16 protein-coding genes are annotated in these 15,056 nt (G+C 60.9%); 6 read left to right on the top strand and 10 right to left on the bottom strand.

What is annotated here, in order from left to right; all coding sequences use genetic code 11:
* Nucleotides 1–438 precede the first annotated feature (438 nt).
* The 4 genes from X743_RS144330 to X743_RS1000000171225 all read left to right on the top strand — a co-directional run bounded on the left by X743_RS144330 (nt 439) and on the right by X743_RS1000000171225 (nt 2,388).
* On the top strand, nt 439–642 hold the full coding sequence (locus tag X743_RS144330; RefSeq protein WP_023768098.1) for a CsbD family protein: 204 nt from the start codon (nt 439–441) through the stop codon (nt 640–642).
* Between the two features lie 98 nt (nt 643–740).
* Nucleotides 741–983, top strand: coding sequence for a hypothetical protein (locus tag X743_RS144325; protein WP_023768099.1), 243 nt, complete (start codon nt 741–743; stop codon nt 981–983).
* Nucleotides 984–1,565: 582 nt separating this feature from the next.
* Nucleotides 1,566–1,871 (top strand): hypothetical protein, encoded by a 306-nt coding sequence (locus tag X743_RS0136910; RefSeq protein ID WP_031258370.1) that lies wholly within the window; start codon nt 1,566–1,568, stop codon nt 1,869–1,871.
* 91 nt (nt 1,872–1,962) lie between these two features.
* The gene (locus tag X743_RS1000000171225; protein WP_084555616.1) at nt 1,963–2,388 is read left to right on the top strand and encodes a c-type cytochrome; all 426 of its coding nucleotides are present in this window, start codon (nt 1,963–1,965) and stop codon (nt 2,386–2,388) included.
* Here X743_RS1000000171225 and X743_RS144320 read toward each other — a convergent pair.
* The 10 genes from X743_RS144320 to X743_RS1000000172970 all read right to left on the bottom strand — a co-directional run bounded on the left by X743_RS144320 (nt 2,360) and on the right by X743_RS1000000172970 (nt 12,899).
* Nucleotides 2,360–3,772: a cytochrome c gene (locus X743_RS144320; RefSeq protein WP_245264313.1), complete on the bottom strand. Its 1,413-nt coding sequence runs from the start codon at nt 3,770–3,772 to the stop codon at nt 2,360–2,362. The genes X743_RS1000000171225 and X743_RS144320 overlap by 29 nt on opposite strands.
* 2 nt (nt 3,773–3,774) lie before the next feature.
* On the bottom strand, nt 3,775–4,116 hold the full coding sequence (locus tag X743_RS144315) for a hypothetical protein (RefSeq protein ID WP_023768104.1): 342 nt from the start codon (nt 4,114–4,116) through the stop codon (nt 3,775–3,777).
* A gap of 1 nt (nt 4,117) precedes the next feature.
* Entirely contained in the window at nt 4,118–4,714 is a 597-nt protein-coding gene (locus X743_RS144310; RefSeq protein ID WP_031258374.1) for a cytochrome c oxidase subunit 3, read from the bottom strand.
* Nucleotides 4,711–6,651 (bottom strand): cytochrome c oxidase subunit I, encoded by a 1,941-nt coding sequence (gene ctaD, locus X743_RS144305; protein ID WP_023768106.1) that lies wholly within the window; start codon nt 6,649–6,651, stop codon nt 4,711–4,713. The genes X743_RS144310 and ctaD overlap by 4 nt, the downstream gene beginning before the upstream one ends.
* Nucleotides 6,648–7,787 (bottom strand): cytochrome c oxidase subunit II, encoded by a 1,140-nt coding sequence (coxB, locus tag X743_RS144300; protein ID WP_023768107.1) that lies wholly within the window; start codon nt 7,785–7,787, stop codon nt 6,648–6,650. The genes ctaD and coxB overlap by 4 nt, the downstream gene beginning before the upstream one ends.
* Before the next feature lie 95 nt (nt 7,788–7,882).
* A complete protein-coding gene (locus X743_RS144295) occupies nt 7,883–8,761 on the bottom strand; it encodes a cytochrome c oxidase assembly protein (RefSeq protein WP_023768108.1) in 879 nt (292 codons plus the stop codon).
* Between the two features lie 46 nt (nt 8,762–8,807).
* On the bottom strand, nt 8,808–9,770 hold the full coding sequence (locus X743_RS144290; RefSeq protein ID WP_084555617.1) for an alpha/beta hydrolase: 963 nt from the start codon (nt 9,768–9,770) through the stop codon (nt 8,808–8,810).
* Between the two features lie 24 nt (nt 9,771–9,794).
* Entirely contained in the window at nt 9,795–11,549 is a 1,755-nt protein-coding gene (locus X743_RS144285) for a thiamine pyrophosphate-dependent enzyme (RefSeq protein WP_023768110.1), read from the bottom strand.
* Nucleotides 11,550–11,656: 107 nt separating this feature from the next.
* Complete coding sequence (locus tag X743_RS144280) at nt 11,657–12,655, bottom strand: ATP-dependent DNA ligase (protein ID WP_031258381.1); 999 nt, start codon at nt 12,653–12,655, stop codon at nt 11,657–11,659.
* A 4-nt stretch (nt 12,656–12,659) separates the two neighbouring features.
* Entirely contained in the window at nt 12,660–12,899 is a 240-nt protein-coding gene (locus X743_RS1000000172970; RefSeq protein WP_198028495.1) for a hypothetical protein, read from the bottom strand.
* A gap of 25 nt (nt 12,900–12,924) precedes the next feature.
* On the opposite strand from X743_RS1000000172970, the gene X743_RS144275 reads away from it, so the two are divergent.
* Both X743_RS144275 and X743_RS144270 read left to right on the top strand, forming a co-directional pair.
* Nucleotides 12,925–13,488, top strand: coding sequence for a LysE family translocator (locus tag X743_RS144275; RefSeq protein ID WP_245264309.1), 564 nt, complete (start codon nt 12,925–12,927; stop codon nt 13,486–13,488).
* A 271-nt stretch (nt 13,489–13,759) separates the two neighbouring features.
* Nucleotides 13,760–15,052 carry an Nramp family divalent metal transporter gene (locus tag X743_RS144270; RefSeq protein ID WP_023768113.1) on the top strand — a complete coding sequence of 431 codons (1,293 nt, stop codon included), beginning with the start codon at nt 13,760–13,762 and terminating at the stop codon, nt 15,050–15,052.
* Nucleotides 15,053–15,056 lie beyond the last annotated feature (4 nt).

Here is a 15,056-nt window from a genome sequence, read left to right on the forward strand (position 1 = left end):
CCACAAATGGACATATCGTCGAAGCGGCGCCGCGCGCGAGGCGCACATCCCGACGTCAGATGCGCGCTAATGCTGGGTAGCGCAACGCCCGGAACCGGTGTCGCTGCGGGAACATCGCTCAGCCGAAGAGCTTGGTCACAAAGCCGCTGAACCAGGCGTGGTGCGCTTGCGTGGAAACGAACAATATTTCGCAGTAATTTCAATGCCTTATAGGTAATTCAAACAATCGAGTGGGAATGATCCAGACCCACTCAAACGCCGCCGAAACACGCCGATCTGCGACGTAACTACCTGATAACGATATAAATCCTATCAGGGACAATAAGCGACAATTGGGACGCAGAGATTGGCTCTGACGGACCTCCCTGTTTCCAGGAACATACTTGCCTGGATTGCGTTTCCTATTCCGGACCTTTCGGAAACAGGGAGAACGGTGTCATGGACTGGAACCGCGTGGAAGGAAACTGGAAACAGGTGAAAGGCAAGGTCAAGGAGCAGTGGGGTAAACTCACCGACGATGACCTTGACCGCATCGCCGGCAAGCGCGATCAGCTCGAAGGCAAGATCCAGGAGCGTTACGGCATCGAGAAGGATCGTGTGCGGCGCGATGTCGATGATTGGTACAGCCGGCAAGGTTGGTAGGCGTCAGGCCCTGTGCGCCGGCGGTCGCCGCGCCTTTGTGGCGCTCCAGGTGGAACAATATACCGACATCGAAATTCTCCTATCAAAGGAGGCGAGTGATGGAACTCATTGATACTCGGGTGCTCCACCAAGCAGGAGCCGACTGGGTCGAATTCCATGGAGAAGGCGGCGAGTCCGTCAGAGTGACGCTTGCCGCCGGCGACAGGAACCGGACAGACGACGAAATCATAAATGCCGCCAAGGCCGTGCTGGTGCAGGTCGCGACATTCGGCATGGTGGACGAACAAGCGAATGCCCGCGCGCCACAGGCTCCGGCATTCACCGTTGCCAGGCAGAACTGACATGGACCTGTTTAGACGTGTTGTTGAATTCCTCGGAAGGACGCGGTCGCCTCAAGCCTCCGGTGACATGCTCACACAGACGGGAGCTGGCCCAGCTGTTGCGGCCCACTCAAAGGATGCGGCCTCGAACACCCCGACAGGCCACAATCCGCTGGCCACGGCAAAGAAAGCACGGGTCGAAAGACGGCGACACGGGCTGCTGGACGTTGATTGACACCGCGTCGGGCACAAGCCCGAGGCGCATCTTAGGCGGAATTCGTAGCAAGGAATCGTGCAGTGGCAGAAAATCTTTCGCGAGAGAAGGAGCAACAAGGTACCAGGAGGTTAATGATGTGGGCGGTCGCGGCTGTGGCCGTGATCTTTATAGTTCTGCTCGCTCTGTTCGTGTTCGGCCCTTGGGCGTGATTTGGTGACTTGGCTGTCTTCCTGCCGATCCGACAGGATCGTCGCGCTTCGCGACATTAGGAGGGTGGGAAGAGACGCGATCCTTCCGAGAATTTCGCTCAATGCGATTTCAGCCGGAACAAGTCGGGAGGCGGCCGGTTTGGTGGAGGCAATACGCACAACCCAAGGAGACCCACCATGACCATCAAACTTCTCTCCGCCACTGCGCTTGCACTCGCACTGGCAACATCTGCAATGGCCCAGTCGAACGCTTCTGGCTCCAACAACGGGTCGGGCTCGACGCCCGGAACCGCGAATGGTGCCACCACCGGCTCTGGTTCTGGCTCCGGGGCATCGACCACGCCCGTTGACCCGAACGCGACGAATTCGACAACCAATTCGAACGGCATGACCGACCGCTGTAAGGATGCCGCGGGCAACGACACCGACAACAACACCGCCTCCGGCACCACGACATCGAACATGCAGAACTGCAACAAATGAGCCGGTGCCTTAGAGCGCTGCCGGACGCCCCCTCTTGAGACTTGGCGAAGATCCGGCAGCGTTTTTGCGGATGCAATAGCGGCAGACGCAGATGAGCCGAGAGGCCGTCGGGCAAGCGCCATCCCTACTTTTGTGGGTGGCAGGCACATCAGCGGCGGTCGTCATTGCTTTGGCGGTCTGCGCCATCGGATCGGTCCGCGACAACAATTTGCGTGAAACCACCATCGTGCAGGCCATAGGCGGCGACCCTGAACGGGCCGTCCCGGCAATGATCCGCAACGGCTGTGGCGGATGTCACGAAATCCCGGGGGTGCCCGGTGCCCGTGGTACCGTCGGTCCATCCCTGCAAGGCGTCGTCGAAAGAAGATATATCGGGGCGTCGCGAGCCACCCCGGATGCGATGATGCAATGGATCAGCAGGGCGCGGGACGTAGACCCGAAGACGGCCATGCCCAATACAAATCTGTCGCCTCAAGAGGCGCGTGACATTACCGCCTATCTTTATGCGCGAACATAAGGCGCGCCGAAGTCATCCCACGGTGCAGGCGTCTTGCCAGCAGAAGCAGCAGCCCAAGCATCAACAGGGCGCCGCCCACCACGAGTGATTGAGCCACCAGAACCATGATTGTCTGGCTTGTTGTCGAGCCTGCCCGCATCTGTCGTACATCGGCCGCGGTGACGCTGAGGTCGGGATTTCCGAACCGAGCGGTGACGTAATTTGCGAGGGCTGCCACTTGGCCATCGTCCAGCCAGCCGCTGAAGGCCGCCATTGATTTGCGCCCCGCGACGTCACCAGCCTTGATGCCTTCAAGGATCGTCATGACGACATTCTCAGGCGTGGCTGCGCCGAGGGCGGTGTTGTGGATCAATGAGGGATAGGATCCGTCAGGTGATCCCCTTCCATTCATCCCATGGCATCCCGAACAGAGCGACCGATAGAGAGTATCGCCGTCTGTGCTCCCGCTGCCCTGCGTCTTGGCTCCATCACCGCCGGCGGTCACGGGCGCATCGCCCCACGAGAAACGCGGCTGTCGCTCGTCTCCCGGTTGAGCGGGCACATCCCTGAGGTAGGCGACCATGGCGTGGATGTCTTCATCGGAAAGGTGTTGCAGGCTGTTCATGACTGTCTCCGCCATCGGACCGCCCGCATAGGCCTTCCCAGGCACAGCGCCGGTTTTGAGAAATCGAAACAGCTCCTCATCGCTCCAGCCGCCCACGCCCGCGATCTTGTCACCGGTGATGTTGAAGGCTTGCCAGATGCCGGCGGTGCCGCCGGCAAGCTTGCGATTTTCATCCATGCCGAATGTCGTATTTCGCGGCGTGTGGCAGGCACCGCAGTGGCCGAGCACCTCGACAAGATAGGCGCCTCTGTTCCATCCGGCGGTTCGGCTTGGATCCGGCGTAAAATTGCCGGTGTGCAAGTTCGCGAGCTTCCACAACACAAGGATCCAGCGCTGGTTGAATGGAAAAGGTAGGATGTTTTGTGGCCGCGGCTGCGAGATCGCTGGCTGCGCCAACAGATACGCCCGGACTGCGAGCACGTCTTCGCGGCTCATTGCGGCGAAGCTGTCATAGGGCATGGCGGGATAGAGATCGGCTCCGTCGCGCCTGATACCTTTCTGGACGGCTCGCACGAACTCGTCCGCGGAATAGCGTCCGATGCCTGTGTCCGGATCCGGTGTGATGTTGGTGGAATACACATCGCCAAACGGTGTCGGCACGCGATAGCCACCGGCGAACGGGCGGCTCGGATTCGATGTATGGCAGCCTACGCAATCGGCGGCCCTGGCGAGATATTCGCCTTTCTGGATTTCGTTCGCCCACAATTGCGTGCAAAGCGTCAACGATGCCAAGAAGACCGCGACCGCCTGAGAGGTTACGCCCGGAGTGCCCTTCGGCATCGTCACAGTTCGCACCCGCTGAAGATCAGCCCTGCCACCAATTGCGCCAGCAAGATAAGCGTAAACAGCGCCCCGATACCCACCGAAGCCCTGGCCAGAAACGCGCGCGTCCGCGCCTTCGAGGGTGGGCTTCTACCGTGCCTTCGGTCGTGAACGGCGCGCCACGACAGCAGCGCGCCCGCCATTGCGGCAGCGGCGCCTATCAATGAGAACAAGGCAGTGGGACGAAAGCCGGCGTGGCATTGCCAGAATGCAATCGAATAATCGAGCTGCAGCGTTATTGCCCATGCAACTGGTCCACTGACCAGGCCTGCCCAGGAAACGCCGGTACGGATCGCCTGCATCTCACATCCTTGGAGCCCAATAGATAACAAGATAGAGCACGACCCATGAGACGACCACGAAGTCCCAGTAGAAGGCATTGTCCGAGACGTCGCTGAAGCGGCGGCCCGCCTTGCCTTGTTGCGTGAACATGAGAACCGCTAGGACGATCGTGTCGCCGACATCGGTAAGAAGATGCGTCGTATGCAGTCCGAGCAGGAACCAGACGATCGATCCGTAAGCGTTCTGATCCCATGAGATCCGCAGCGCCGGAAATTCCCAGATGCGAACGATCAGCGGAAGAATTCCGACGATCGACATGACGACCACGCCAAGGCGAACCTTCGCGAGATCCTGACGGCGCGCCCAAAGTTCGACGAGGTGGTTGGGCACGATGCTCGCAACCAGAATGACCAATATCGCCGTACCCGGCAACAGATCTGGCGCCGGCGCTCCGATCGGCCAGGCCAGCACGGCCAGATAGAAATAGGTGCCGATCGCCAAGGCAAAACCTGTTGCCTCGAGAGCAATGAAGGCAAGCGTTCCCCACCACATCGGGCTCGCCGCTCCGAAATCATATGTGGGCAGATGGCTGACGTCGGCTACGGGGCGGTGCTTCATTCCTCGTCCTCCGGTTCGCCTTTGGGCCAGAACCAACAGATGAAGCCGATCGAAACCGGTATCGCGCCCCAGACCACCGCCCACGGCGTGTAGATCGATCCGAGAAATGCGCCGCCAACCGCGATGGCTGACAGCAGCGGCCAGATTGAATTGTCAGCCGATGGCACCCTTACTTGCGGCACCGCGTCGGCGACCGTGCCGGCGAGCACCTCTCGTGCATCGACACGCAGACCTTCGACGACGGGGAGTATATCGGGCTCGGCCCAGAGCGGTTCGCGATGATTTACCACCGGCAGTCGCGAAAAATCGTAGGAGGGCGGCGGCGAGGCCGTCGCCCATTCGAGCGTGCTCGCTCCCCAGGGATTGTCTCCGGCGACGCGGCCGTTGCGAAGGCTGAGCAGGATGTTGAGGAAGAAAAGCGCAAAGCCAGCGACCACCACCAGCGACGAGAGGCTGATGAAGAGGTTCATCTCGCCCCAGCCGCTCGCCGGCGGGTAGGTATAGACCCGGCGGGGCATGCCTTGCAGGCCCAGAATGTGCATGGGGAAGAAAGTGAGGTTGAACCCGACGAAGAGCAGCCAGAAATTCCAGCGGCCGAGCCCCTCCGACAACATGCGCCCGGTGATCTTGGGAAACCAGTAATAGACGGCACCGAGCAGGGGAAAGACGGCGCCGCCGACCAGCACATAGTGGAAATGCGCAACCACGAAGTAGGTGTCGTGCACCTGCAGGTCGAGCGGCACCGAGGCGACCATGACCCCGGTCAGGCCGCCGATCACAAAGGTGAATATGAAGCCGAGCACGAAAAGCATGGGCGTGGCCAAGATCGGCCGGCCGCCCCAGATCGTCGCGATCCAGCAGAAGATCTGAATGCCGCTCGGAATGGCGATCATCATCGAGGAAGCGGTGAAGAAGCTCTCGCCAAGTTGTGGCAGGCCGGTGGCGAACATGTGGTGCACCCACAGTCCGAAAGAAAGAAAGCCGATCGCGACCAGCGACAGCACGATCCCGAGATAGCCGAACACCGGGCGGCGGACGAAAGTCGGCAGGATCGCTGAGACGAAGCCGGTCGCCGGGATGAAGATGATATAGACTTCGGGATGGCCGAAGAACCAGAACAGATGCTGCCACAGCAACGCATCGCCCCCTGCATTGGGGTCGAAGAACTTCGTGCCGACCAGCCGGTCGAGGATCAGCATCGTGCTCGACACCATCACCGCAGGCATGGCGAAAAGGATGACGAAAGCCGTGACGAGGACCGACCAGACGTAGAGCGGGATGCGGTCGAGCGACATGCCCGGCGCGCGCTGTTTGAACACCGTCGCGATGATCTCCACCGCGACCGCGAGTGCGGACACTTCGGTATAGGTCACCATCTGTGCCCAGAAGTCGGGGCGCTTGCCGATGCCATATTCGGGTCCGGCGAGCGGCACATAGGAAAACCAACCGGCATCCGCGCCCGTTTCGAAGGCGAAGGCGATCCAGATCATCAGCCCGCCGGACAGATAGACCCAGTAGCTGAAGGCATTGAGCCGCGGAAAAGCGACGTTGCGGGTGCCGATCATCAACGGCACCAGGTAAATGGCGAATGCTTCCATCACCGGCACGGCGAACAGAAACATCATCGTCGTGCCATGCATGGTGAACAGCTGATTGTAGAGATCGGGGCCGATGTGGCCGGCCTCGGGCTGGGCAAGCTGGAAGCGCATGGCGAGCGCCGACAGACCCGCAAGGATGAGGAACAGGAAGGCTGTCACGATATAGCGCCGGCCGATCAGCTTGTGATCGACCGTGACCAACCAACCGTAAAAGCCTTTCGGCGTTCGCCAGGCATGCGCCAGAAAGGCCCGCAGCCTCACATCCTCGAGGCCGGTGTCGCGCACACCTTTCAGAGCCTGTTGTTCATGCTCGGCCGATTTTCCGGCAGTGCCACTCATTCGAGACTTCCGAGATAGGTGACGACCGCATTGAGATCGTCGGCGCTAAGCGCAATGCGCGGCATCTTGGCTCCGGGCTTCATCGACTGCGGATCGGCGATCCAGGCGGCAAGCGCCCCAGGGGTCATCGCCAGCGTATCCGCCGCCAGTGCGCGCCGGCTTGCGAGATGGCTAAGATCGGGTCCAACCGTTCCGCTCGCAGGCGTGCCTCTTATCGTGTGGCAGAGCGCACAGCCGGTGGAAAGAAAGGCTTGCTGGCCACGGCGTTCTTCCTCGCCGGCAGGCGTGGATGCGGCGGTGTTTTGCCTGGATTGCCACGCGTCGAACGCTTCGCGGCTTTCCGCGATGACGGTGATGGCCATATGGGCGTGCTGATAGCCGCAGAATTCGGCACACTGGCCACGATAGATGCCGGGCTTGTCGGCAATGAGCGTGAGCTCACTTGGCCGGCCCGGGATGAGATCCCGTTTGCCGGCAAGGCTTGGCACCCAGAAGCTGTGAATGACATCGAGTGAATCGAGTTCGACCTTGACCGGTTCGCCAACCGGGACATGGATTTCATTTGCCGTGACGATCGACTGTGACGGGTCGTCTTTGGGATAGCGTACCTCCCACCACCATTGATGCCCGGTGATCCGCACGACAAGCGTTTCCGTTCCGCTCAGCGAAGCAATGGATTTGCCCGCGAAGAAACTCGCCGTCGTCAAAATGATGAGCACCAGAACGGTCAACGCCGTGGCGCCGCCGACCGCGCAAGCAAACCGGCGTTCCTGGCGGGGATCGATCTCATGCGCTGAGCGCCCCCTGTCCGCCAGGCGGCGCCGCAAAAGCGCTGCTCCCAAGGCGAGCATGACAAGCAACCATGTGCCCGCCGCAACCGCGCTGAAGGACCAGATCAGATCAAATATCTTTCGGGCATTTGCACCATGCGGATGGAGCGCGGATTGCCAGTCGCTGCATCCTCCCAGAACCAGCGTTGGCGCAATGCCGATCCAGCTCGAGACCTGTTTTGGATGGGCGACCTTTGCTTCAACGCGGCGAGCCGAGCCGCCGCCGGACGGGATTTGCGTTGGACAGGCGAAGGCAGGCGACAGCGACGTGCGTGTCCGCTTGCGAAAGCGGGCCAACGGACTCATGCACCTTGCCATAAAGGCTCCACCATCGTTGCCAAAGCCATAACGCGACTGATTGCAAAAGGATGCTTGGCAATACCGTCCGCCTGAGCGCGGCTTCAGATGTTGCGCATCGCCGACGTTTGTCGCCGCCCGCTTGTGCGAATCCAGTAAGCGGCCAAGAAGAGTGCGGCTCCGCCATAGATCAGACCGGCGGGGATCCACATCATCAGGCCCGCAAGTTGCTGATCCTCAAGCGGGCTGAGACCCCACAATTGCGAGCCCACGGCATTTTCCGGGTACCACAGCCTGGGCGACACGACGAGCAACGCCCCGAGCAGGCCGGTGTGAAGCGAGGTGAAGAAAAGATGCGCGACCGCAGCGCCACCGTCTTGCTCGCGGCCAGGGCGAGGCAGCAGCACCCACCAGAACAAGAGCCCAGTGCCAAGGAAACTCGCGTGCTGGGCATAGTGCAGGAAGCCCTGCTGGAGCGCAGCCTCGAACAGGGCCGGGACATGCCAAACCCATATCGCGGCTCCATGCAGGACGGTCGCGACCACAGGGCGGCTGATGAGCGCCCAGATTGCCCGAAGCACGTTTGCATGGCCGGCCGCGCCGAACGCCCGGCGCAGTTGCGCCGGCAGTGCCCACATCATCGCCGCCATCGGGCGGGAAGCGACCAGCAGAGGCGCTGCGAGCGCCATCAGCAATTCATGCTCGATCATATGAGCCGCAAACACATGTTCGCCCAACGCATGGATCGGACTTACAAGTGCCAACGCCAACGCGGCCCAGCCAGCAGAAAACAGCAAGGCCTGCCTCGATCGCAACGGGCGTCCGCGCTTGCTGCTTCGACGCCACAGCCGGCTGGCACCCGCGATATATAGGAACATGACCGCCAGGAGCGGTAATGTGATGGGGAGGGCCAGTGTCCAGCCAGCCTGGGGCGCGCCGTTGCCATAGCAAATGGAGGTCGAGAAGAGCGCGTCGAAGCTCATGGTTCGCACCCGTCACAAGGAAAGGCACCGGAGCTGGACTGCCGGCTCATCTGGAAAGATCGAGGATCGCCCGCGCGAAAGCCTGTGGAGCTTCTCGCGGAACGAAGTGTCCCACATCAGGGAGAAGGCGGCGTTCATAGCCTGCGGTAAAGTATTTTTCCTTGCCTTCAGATGTGATCGGCAGATTGTCGCCGTCATCGGCGCCCTGCAGCATGAGTGTCGGAACGGCAACGCTGGGAGATTTGGCTAGGCGCCGTTCCACATCCTCGTGTTCGGGGGCGCCCTTGGCGTCATGCCAGCGCTGACGATAGGCGTGGAGGCTGATCTCGGCCCAGTCGGGGTTGTCGAGCGACGTTGCCATGGCATCGAACTCGGCGTCCTGTTCCGGCCATCGCGGCGACCAGCTTTCCCAGAGATATTTGCAGAGCCGTCTGCGATCTTGGCGGTATGCCTTTTCTCCTTGCGTGGTGGAAACAAACCACTCGTACCAATATGATTTTGCCAGGTCATAAGGCATTTCGGTCGGCGACATGGCGGTGGCATAGCCTGCCGAAGCGGCAACAAGGCTCGTCACCCGCTTGGGGAACAGGGCCGCGACGCCATAGCCCGCACGCGCCCCCCAGTCATAGCCGGCGAGCAGAACGTCGTTCAGGTTCAGCACTTCCAGGAATTGCGACAGATCAAGCGTAAGGGCTGCGATGGCGCCGCTCCGCATGACGGAACTCTGCAAAAATCGCGTCGGACCAGAGCCGCGAAGATAGGGCGCGTAGATACGAAAATTCCGATTGTCCAGAGTCGCGATCACTTTGTCCCAGCAGCTGATGTCATCGGGCCAGCCATGCACGAGCACAAGTGGTCTTCCGTCCGTTGGTCCTGAGACCTCGTAGCCAATATCCAACTCACTCGTTCGACAACTGAGCAGCGATGCTCGTCGCGTGTTTGCCGACTTCCCGTACGAGCCAAATCGGGCCGCTTCGGCCGTTTGCACCTTCTCGACGACTTCGGTCATGTCTCCTTCCGTGCCCTCTCTGCCTTAGGCATCCATCATCGACTTCGCCGGCTCCCGGGCGATATTTTCCTCGATGCGTTCGCGGCCCGGGGTCTGTGGCAACGCCTGGCGGAAATTCTTGGCGTAGTCGGGCGGCATTTTGGGCGGCATCAGCGGCTCATAGGCATCCACCACCGCTTCGATCACGACCGGACCCTCGGCCGCGAAAGCCTCGTCGAGAACCGTCTCGATCTGATCCGCGCGTTCGATGCGAAAACCCCTCGCGCCCATTGCTTCCGCCGCCTTGGCAAAGTCGATCGGCTGCAATTCGCAACCGAATTGCGGGTTTCCCAAGAACATCATCTGCTCCCAGGCGATCTGATTGAGCATGTTGTTCTTGATGACCAGAAGCTTCAGCGGGATCTTGTAGCGCACCGCCGTCGAGAATTCGCCGAGTTGCATGGCAAAGCCGCCGTCGCCGACGATAGCGGCGACCGGCCGGCCGGGAAAAGCTATGCCGGCAGCGATGGCATAGGCGAGGCCGCAAGCCATGGATGCAAGGGATCCGGAGACACCAAACGCTTGACCGTCGCGAAGGTCGACATGGCGGGCGGCAAGCTCCGTGTTCTGACCGGAATCGGTGGCCAGCACCGTGTCGTCGGCCAGTCTTTGTCCGAACGCGCGGGCAACGGCTTGCGGTTTCAACGGCTGCGCCTCCGCGTCTTCCGACTGCCTCATCATCTCGCGCCATCTCGTCATGGTCGCCTGGCAGCGTTGCAGGAATTCATCGGAGGGCTTCTGTGTCAGGCGCTGGTTGAGCGCACGCAATGTCTCGGCCGCATCGCCGACAAGACCAGCCTCGACCGGAAAGCGCAGCCCGATCCGCTGCGCATCGCAGTCGATCTGGACACCACGGGCCTGCCCGGGCTTCGGATAGTATTCAATGTAGGGGAAAGTGGAGCCGACGATCAGCACCGCGTCGCAGGTCTCCATCGCCTCTTGCGACGCCAGCGTTCCCAGGATGCCGATCCCGCCGGTCGTGTAAGGATGGTCGTCCGGCAGCACCGCCTTGCCCAGCAAGGCTTTTGCGACGGGCGCCTGCAGCAGGCGCGCCGTGTCTTCGAGCTCGGCGGCCGCGCCGATGGCGCCGCGTCCGGCCAGGATCGCCACCCGCGAAGCGCCGTTGAGAATGGCGGCGGCTTTGTCCAGCTCGACGTCCAGCGGCATGTTGTGGCCGGCGAACATGTCCTGCGGCGCGTGTGCCGGGCGATTGCGCTTGGAGCGCTTCGACGCAGCGTCCTGCTGCTCCTGGACGTCGCTGGCGATCGACAGATGGGCGACGCCCTTGCGCGCCAGAGCGGTTCGGCAAGCGAGACTGGCGACGTTCTCCATATGCGCAGCATCGGCAACATGAGCGTTGTAGACGGCAACATCGTTGAAGACGCGCGTCAGATCGACATCCTGTTGCGTGAAGGTCTCGATCAGATCGTGGAACTGCATGCCCGTGATCGCCAGCACCGGAGCCTGGTCGAGCTTGGCATCGTAGAGGCCGGTCAGAAGATGCGTTCCGCCGGGCCCGGAAGTCGCCAGGCAGACGCCCAGCTTGCCTGTCCACTTGGCATAGGCGCATGCCATGAATGCAGCCGATTCCTCGTGCCGGACCTGAACGAAGGCTATTTTGTCGCGCCGGGTGCGCAGCGCCTCCATGACACCGTTTATGCCGTCTCCCGGCAAGCCGAACACAACCTCTACGTTCCAGGCGACGAGTGTATCGACGAGAATTTCTGCTGCGTTTGGCATGTCACGATAGCTCCGGTGGATGGTATCCGAACCGGTGACTTACGAGTTGGTTCCTTCGTCACCAGAAATCGTGACATGTTTCTGAAGGCGATCTCGCAGGCGAGGGTCTATTCGATCTGCTCGAACGTGCATTGCCGTGGCGCCTTGTCGGGCCGCCAGCGGAGCAGTTTGGTCCCGTGGCGAAACCGGTTGCCGGTGACGTGGTCGAAGCGAACCTCCACCACAAGTTCAGGTTTCAGAGGTTCCCATTGTCCGCTGCGCTCCGTGCTCCAGCGGCTCGGGCCGCCAGGCGCCTTGCCGGTGAAGCCGGGCGCTGACCGCAGTCCTTCGAGCTGGCGCGTGAGCGCTCCTCTGTCGCTCCTGGCGATGGTCGACGTGAATCCGACATGATCGAGCTTGCCGTCGTCATTGTAGAGGCCGAGGAGCAGCGAGCCAACCTCACGGCTCTCCGCGAGGTAACGAAAGCCGCCGACAACGCAATCGGCGGTGCGCCTCGGCTTCACCTTCACCATCGCACGTTCGCCGCATAGATAATGATCATCGAGCATTTTGGCGACGATGCCGTCGGTCGATGCATGGCCGGCTCCCTTTAGCCATCGTGCCGCCGTCGCTGCATCATAAGTGCACTTCGACAGACGAAGATCTGGATTGTTCGAGGAGGTTACGAAATCCTCGATGGCTCTTCGCCTTTCGACAAGGGGTTGGCCCGTGATGACCTCGCCGCCCGGCCTGGCAAGCATGTCGAAGAGCATCAGGGTGGCAGGCGTCTGCGAGCTCAATTTGCGGATTCTGCTTTGTGCTGGGTGAAGACGCATCTGCAGTGCCTCGAAGGAAAGCTCACCGTCAATCTCGATGACGATCTCGCCGTCGACGACGAAATGCCCGCGCTTGAGGTCGCGCAACACCGTCGTGATCTCTGGAAAATAGCGGCCGAGCGGCTTGCCGGATTTCGCGCGCAGCTCAACCGCATCCTCACTCTTGAAAGCCAGACAACGAAATCCATCCCATTTGGGCTCGTATTGCCAGCGGCCCTCATCCTCGGGGATCGCGTCGGCGAGCTTGGCCTCCATCGGAGAGGTATCCAGCGGGAGTGGAAAGGCGGTCATCGCTTTATGTCCCGATCGGGCCTCCAAACCGGTTCTGGCGTAATCCCTGCGTTTCAACTTCGAGGATCGGCCCTATGTTCCATGCTTCGGTTCGTGCCAAAGCCTCCAAATTCTTCGCAACAGGATTTTTCGATTTGCCGTCGGAACCTGGTGACGGCTGACCACTTTGATATTCGGCAGCGCGTATGGAGATGCCCATCGATCCCTCTTTATGGATAGCTTTCGTCGGAACCGTCATTCTCATGCAGGCGCCGCCAGGCCCCGACAGCATGCTGGTGATGGCTCGCGGCATCGGGCAGGGGCGCGGCGTGGCCCTGTTCACGGTGCTCGGCATGACGCTGGGCGCCGGACTGGTGCAACTTCCGCTGGTTGCCTTTGGCCTGTCCTCGCTGGTCCGCGCCTCGCCGCTGGCGTTCAACCTCCTTCGATGGGCTGGCGCGGCCTATATCGTTTGGCTCGGGTTCCGGCTGCTGCTTTCATCCTCGGCAACGGTTGCCGTCGATGACAATGAGGCGCTTCAGCCGCTTGCCGCCGCCCGCGAAGGCATGATCGCCAATCTGAGCAACCCTTGGCCTTTGATGTTCATGGTTGCATTCCTGCCGCAATTTGTCGATCCGCATAGGGGCTTCGTCACGTTGCAACTGGTACTGCTCGGCGCGACGCAGAAGATAACCGGGGTGCTGGTGTTGGGGACCTATGCGCTTGCATCGGGCGCGATCGGCGCGTGGATCATGCGGCACCCTCGTGCAAGACTTTGGCAGCAGCGCCTCGCAGGTTTGTTCATCATTGGCCTTGGCGTGCGGATGGTGATCGGTGGCAGCACGAGCCGATGACGAAACGAATGAACCGCTTTTCGCCCCCTGATTAGTGGCATCGACGCCAGCGTTCTCCAGAATAGAGGCGTGCGTTTGCCGTGATTTTCGGCGCTAACGAAAGAGCCGCGTCAGACGAGATCGCGCTCGTCGCAACAGCGCTCTCCAGGAACAAAAAGCCTGACCAAAGGTTCGAGCCTCGTCTTAACGCAGCTTCAAACCCGCTTTGTGAGCATCCGGCTGGAATGTTTGTCATGACTTTTTGCGTGCCTTTGACAAAAACGCGCTTCCAATGAGCGGGCCACCTGATGCGGGCCAAAGGCCAGGCGAACGAAAAGAAGGCGGCGTGGTCCGGGCTCTCGGGCTGGGACTGATCACCGGGGCAGCCGACGACGACTGTTCGGCCATTGGCACCTACGCAAGTGCCGGGGCCCGGTTCGGGCCCGACCTGCTGTGGACGGCACCTGTCACGCTGCCGATGATGTATCTCGTCGTCTATCTTTCCTCCAAACTTGGTCAGGTTTCGGGTCGTGGCCTTTTCAAGGCCATATCCGATTTTTACCCACGTTGGCTGCTATGGTCTGTGCTGGTGGGGGTACTGATTGGCAATACGATCGAGGCAGCCGCCGACCTTGGTGCGATGTCCGCGGCCATTATCTTGTTCGTTCCTCTGCCTGCTCCGCTGGTCGTCATTGCCATTGCGATCGTCATTTTTACCCTGCAGGTGTTCGGATCGTATAAATTGATCCGCAATGTGTTCCGGTGGCTGGCATTGGCTCTGCTCGCCTATGTGGTCTCCGCAGTGCTTGCCAAACCGGATGCGGCCTCGGTCCTGCGCGGCACGCTGTTGCCAAGGATAGAGTTCAGCCGCGAATACCTGTCCATTCTCGTCGCCATCGTCGGGACGACGCTCTCCGCATATCTCTACACGTGGCAGTCCAACCAGGAGGTGGAGGAGGAGATCGCCAAGGGCCGAAAGAGCCTCGAAGAGCGCAGGGGCGCCACTGAGAGCGAACTGCGCCGATCTCGCCGCGATATTCTGATCGGCATGACTTTTTCCAATCTGATCATGTATTTCATCATCCTTTCGACGGGGTCCACGCTCTACAAGGCCGGCCAGACGCAGATCGAGACCGCGGCGCAGGCTGCCGAAGCGCTGCGGCCGCTTGCCGGCGATGCGGCGGCAATTCTTTTTGCGGCCGGCGTAATTGGTGTCGGCTTTCTGGCTGTTCCGATCATGACGGCCGGCGCCGCTTTCGATTTCGCTCAGGCGATGGGATGGAAGAATGGCTTGAATGCCAAACCGCGCCAGGTTCCCAAATTCTATATGGCGATCGGGATGATCACGCTTGTGGCCATCGGGCTCAACTTCTTCGGCTTCAATCCCATGAAAGCCCTGGTCTGGTCGGGCATCGTGCAAGGGTTTTCCACACCGCCCCTCCTGCTTCTCATTCTCATCATGACCAACAACCGCAAGATCATGGGAGACAAGGTCAATAGCACAAGCACGAACATCTTGGGCGGTGTGACGACGCTCGCGATTTTTGCGGCATCGGCGGGACTGGTGGCAAGCTGGTTCCTATAGTTCG

This window comes from Mesorhizobium sp. LNHC232B00 (genome assembly GCF_000502435.1).
Classification (GTDB): domain Bacteria; phylum Pseudomonadota; class Alphaproteobacteria; order Rhizobiales; family Rhizobiaceae; genus Mesorhizobium; species Mesorhizobium opportunistum.

Excerpts from the sequence above, each read along its gene's own strand:
- X743_RS144330 (WP_023768098.1), top strand. The coding sequence starts at position 439 with ATGGACTGGAACCGCGTGGAAGGAAACTGGAAACAGGTGAAAGGCAAG.
- X743_RS144325 (WP_023768099.1), top strand. The coding sequence starts at position 741 with ATGGAACTCATTGATACTCGGGTGCTCCACCAAGCAGGAGCCGACTGG.
- X743_RS0136910 (WP_031258370.1), top strand. The coding sequence starts at position 1,566 with ATGACCATCAAACTTCTCTCCGCCACTGCGCTTGCACTCGCACTGGCA.
- X743_RS1000000171225 (WP_084555616.1), top strand. The coding sequence starts at position 1,963 with ATGAGCCGAGAGGCCGTCGGGCAAGCGCCATCCCTACTTTTGTGGGTG.
- X743_RS144320 (WP_245264313.1), bottom strand. The coding sequence starts at position 3,772 with ATGCCGAAGGGCACTCCGGGCGTAACCTCTCAGGCGGTCGCGGTCTTC.
- X743_RS144315 (WP_023768104.1), bottom strand. The coding sequence starts at position 4,116 with ATGCAGGCGATCCGTACCGGCGTTTCCTGGGCAGGCCTGGTCAGTGGA.
- X743_RS144310 (WP_031258374.1), bottom strand. The coding sequence starts at position 4,714 with ATGAAGCACCGCCCCGTAGCCGACGTCAGCCATCTGCCCACATATGAT.
- ctaD (WP_023768106.1), bottom strand. The coding sequence starts at position 6,651 with ATGAGTGGCACTGCCGGAAAATCGGCCGAGCATGAACAACAGGCTCTG.
- coxB (WP_023768107.1), bottom strand. The coding sequence starts at position 7,787 with ATGAGTCCGTTGGCCCGCTTTCGCAAGCGGACACGCACGTCGCTGTCG.
- X743_RS144295 (WP_023768108.1), bottom strand. The coding sequence starts at position 8,761 with ATGAGCTTCGACGCGCTCTTCTCGACCTCCATTTGCTATGGCAACGGC.
- X743_RS144290 (WP_084555617.1), bottom strand. The coding sequence starts at position 9,770 with ATGACCGAAGTCGTCGAGAAGGTGCAAACGGCCGAAGCGGCCCGATTT.
- X743_RS144285 (WP_023768110.1), bottom strand. The coding sequence starts at position 11,549 with ATGCCAAACGCAGCAGAAATTCTCGTCGATACACTCGTCGCCTGGAAC.
- X743_RS144280 (WP_031258381.1), bottom strand. The coding sequence starts at position 12,655 with ATGACCGCCTTTCCACTCCCGCTGGATACCTCTCCGATGGAGGCCAAG.
- X743_RS1000000172970 (WP_198028495.1), bottom strand. The coding sequence starts at position 12,899 with ATGAGAATGACGGTTCCGACGAAAGCTATCCATAAAGAGGGATCGATG.
- X743_RS144275 (WP_245264309.1), top strand. The coding sequence starts at position 12,925 with ATGCTGGTGATGGCTCGCGGCATCGGGCAGGGGCGCGGCGTGGCCCTG.
- X743_RS144270 (WP_023768113.1), top strand. The coding sequence starts at position 13,760 with ATGAGCGGGCCACCTGATGCGGGCCAAAGGCCAGGCGAACGAAAAGAA.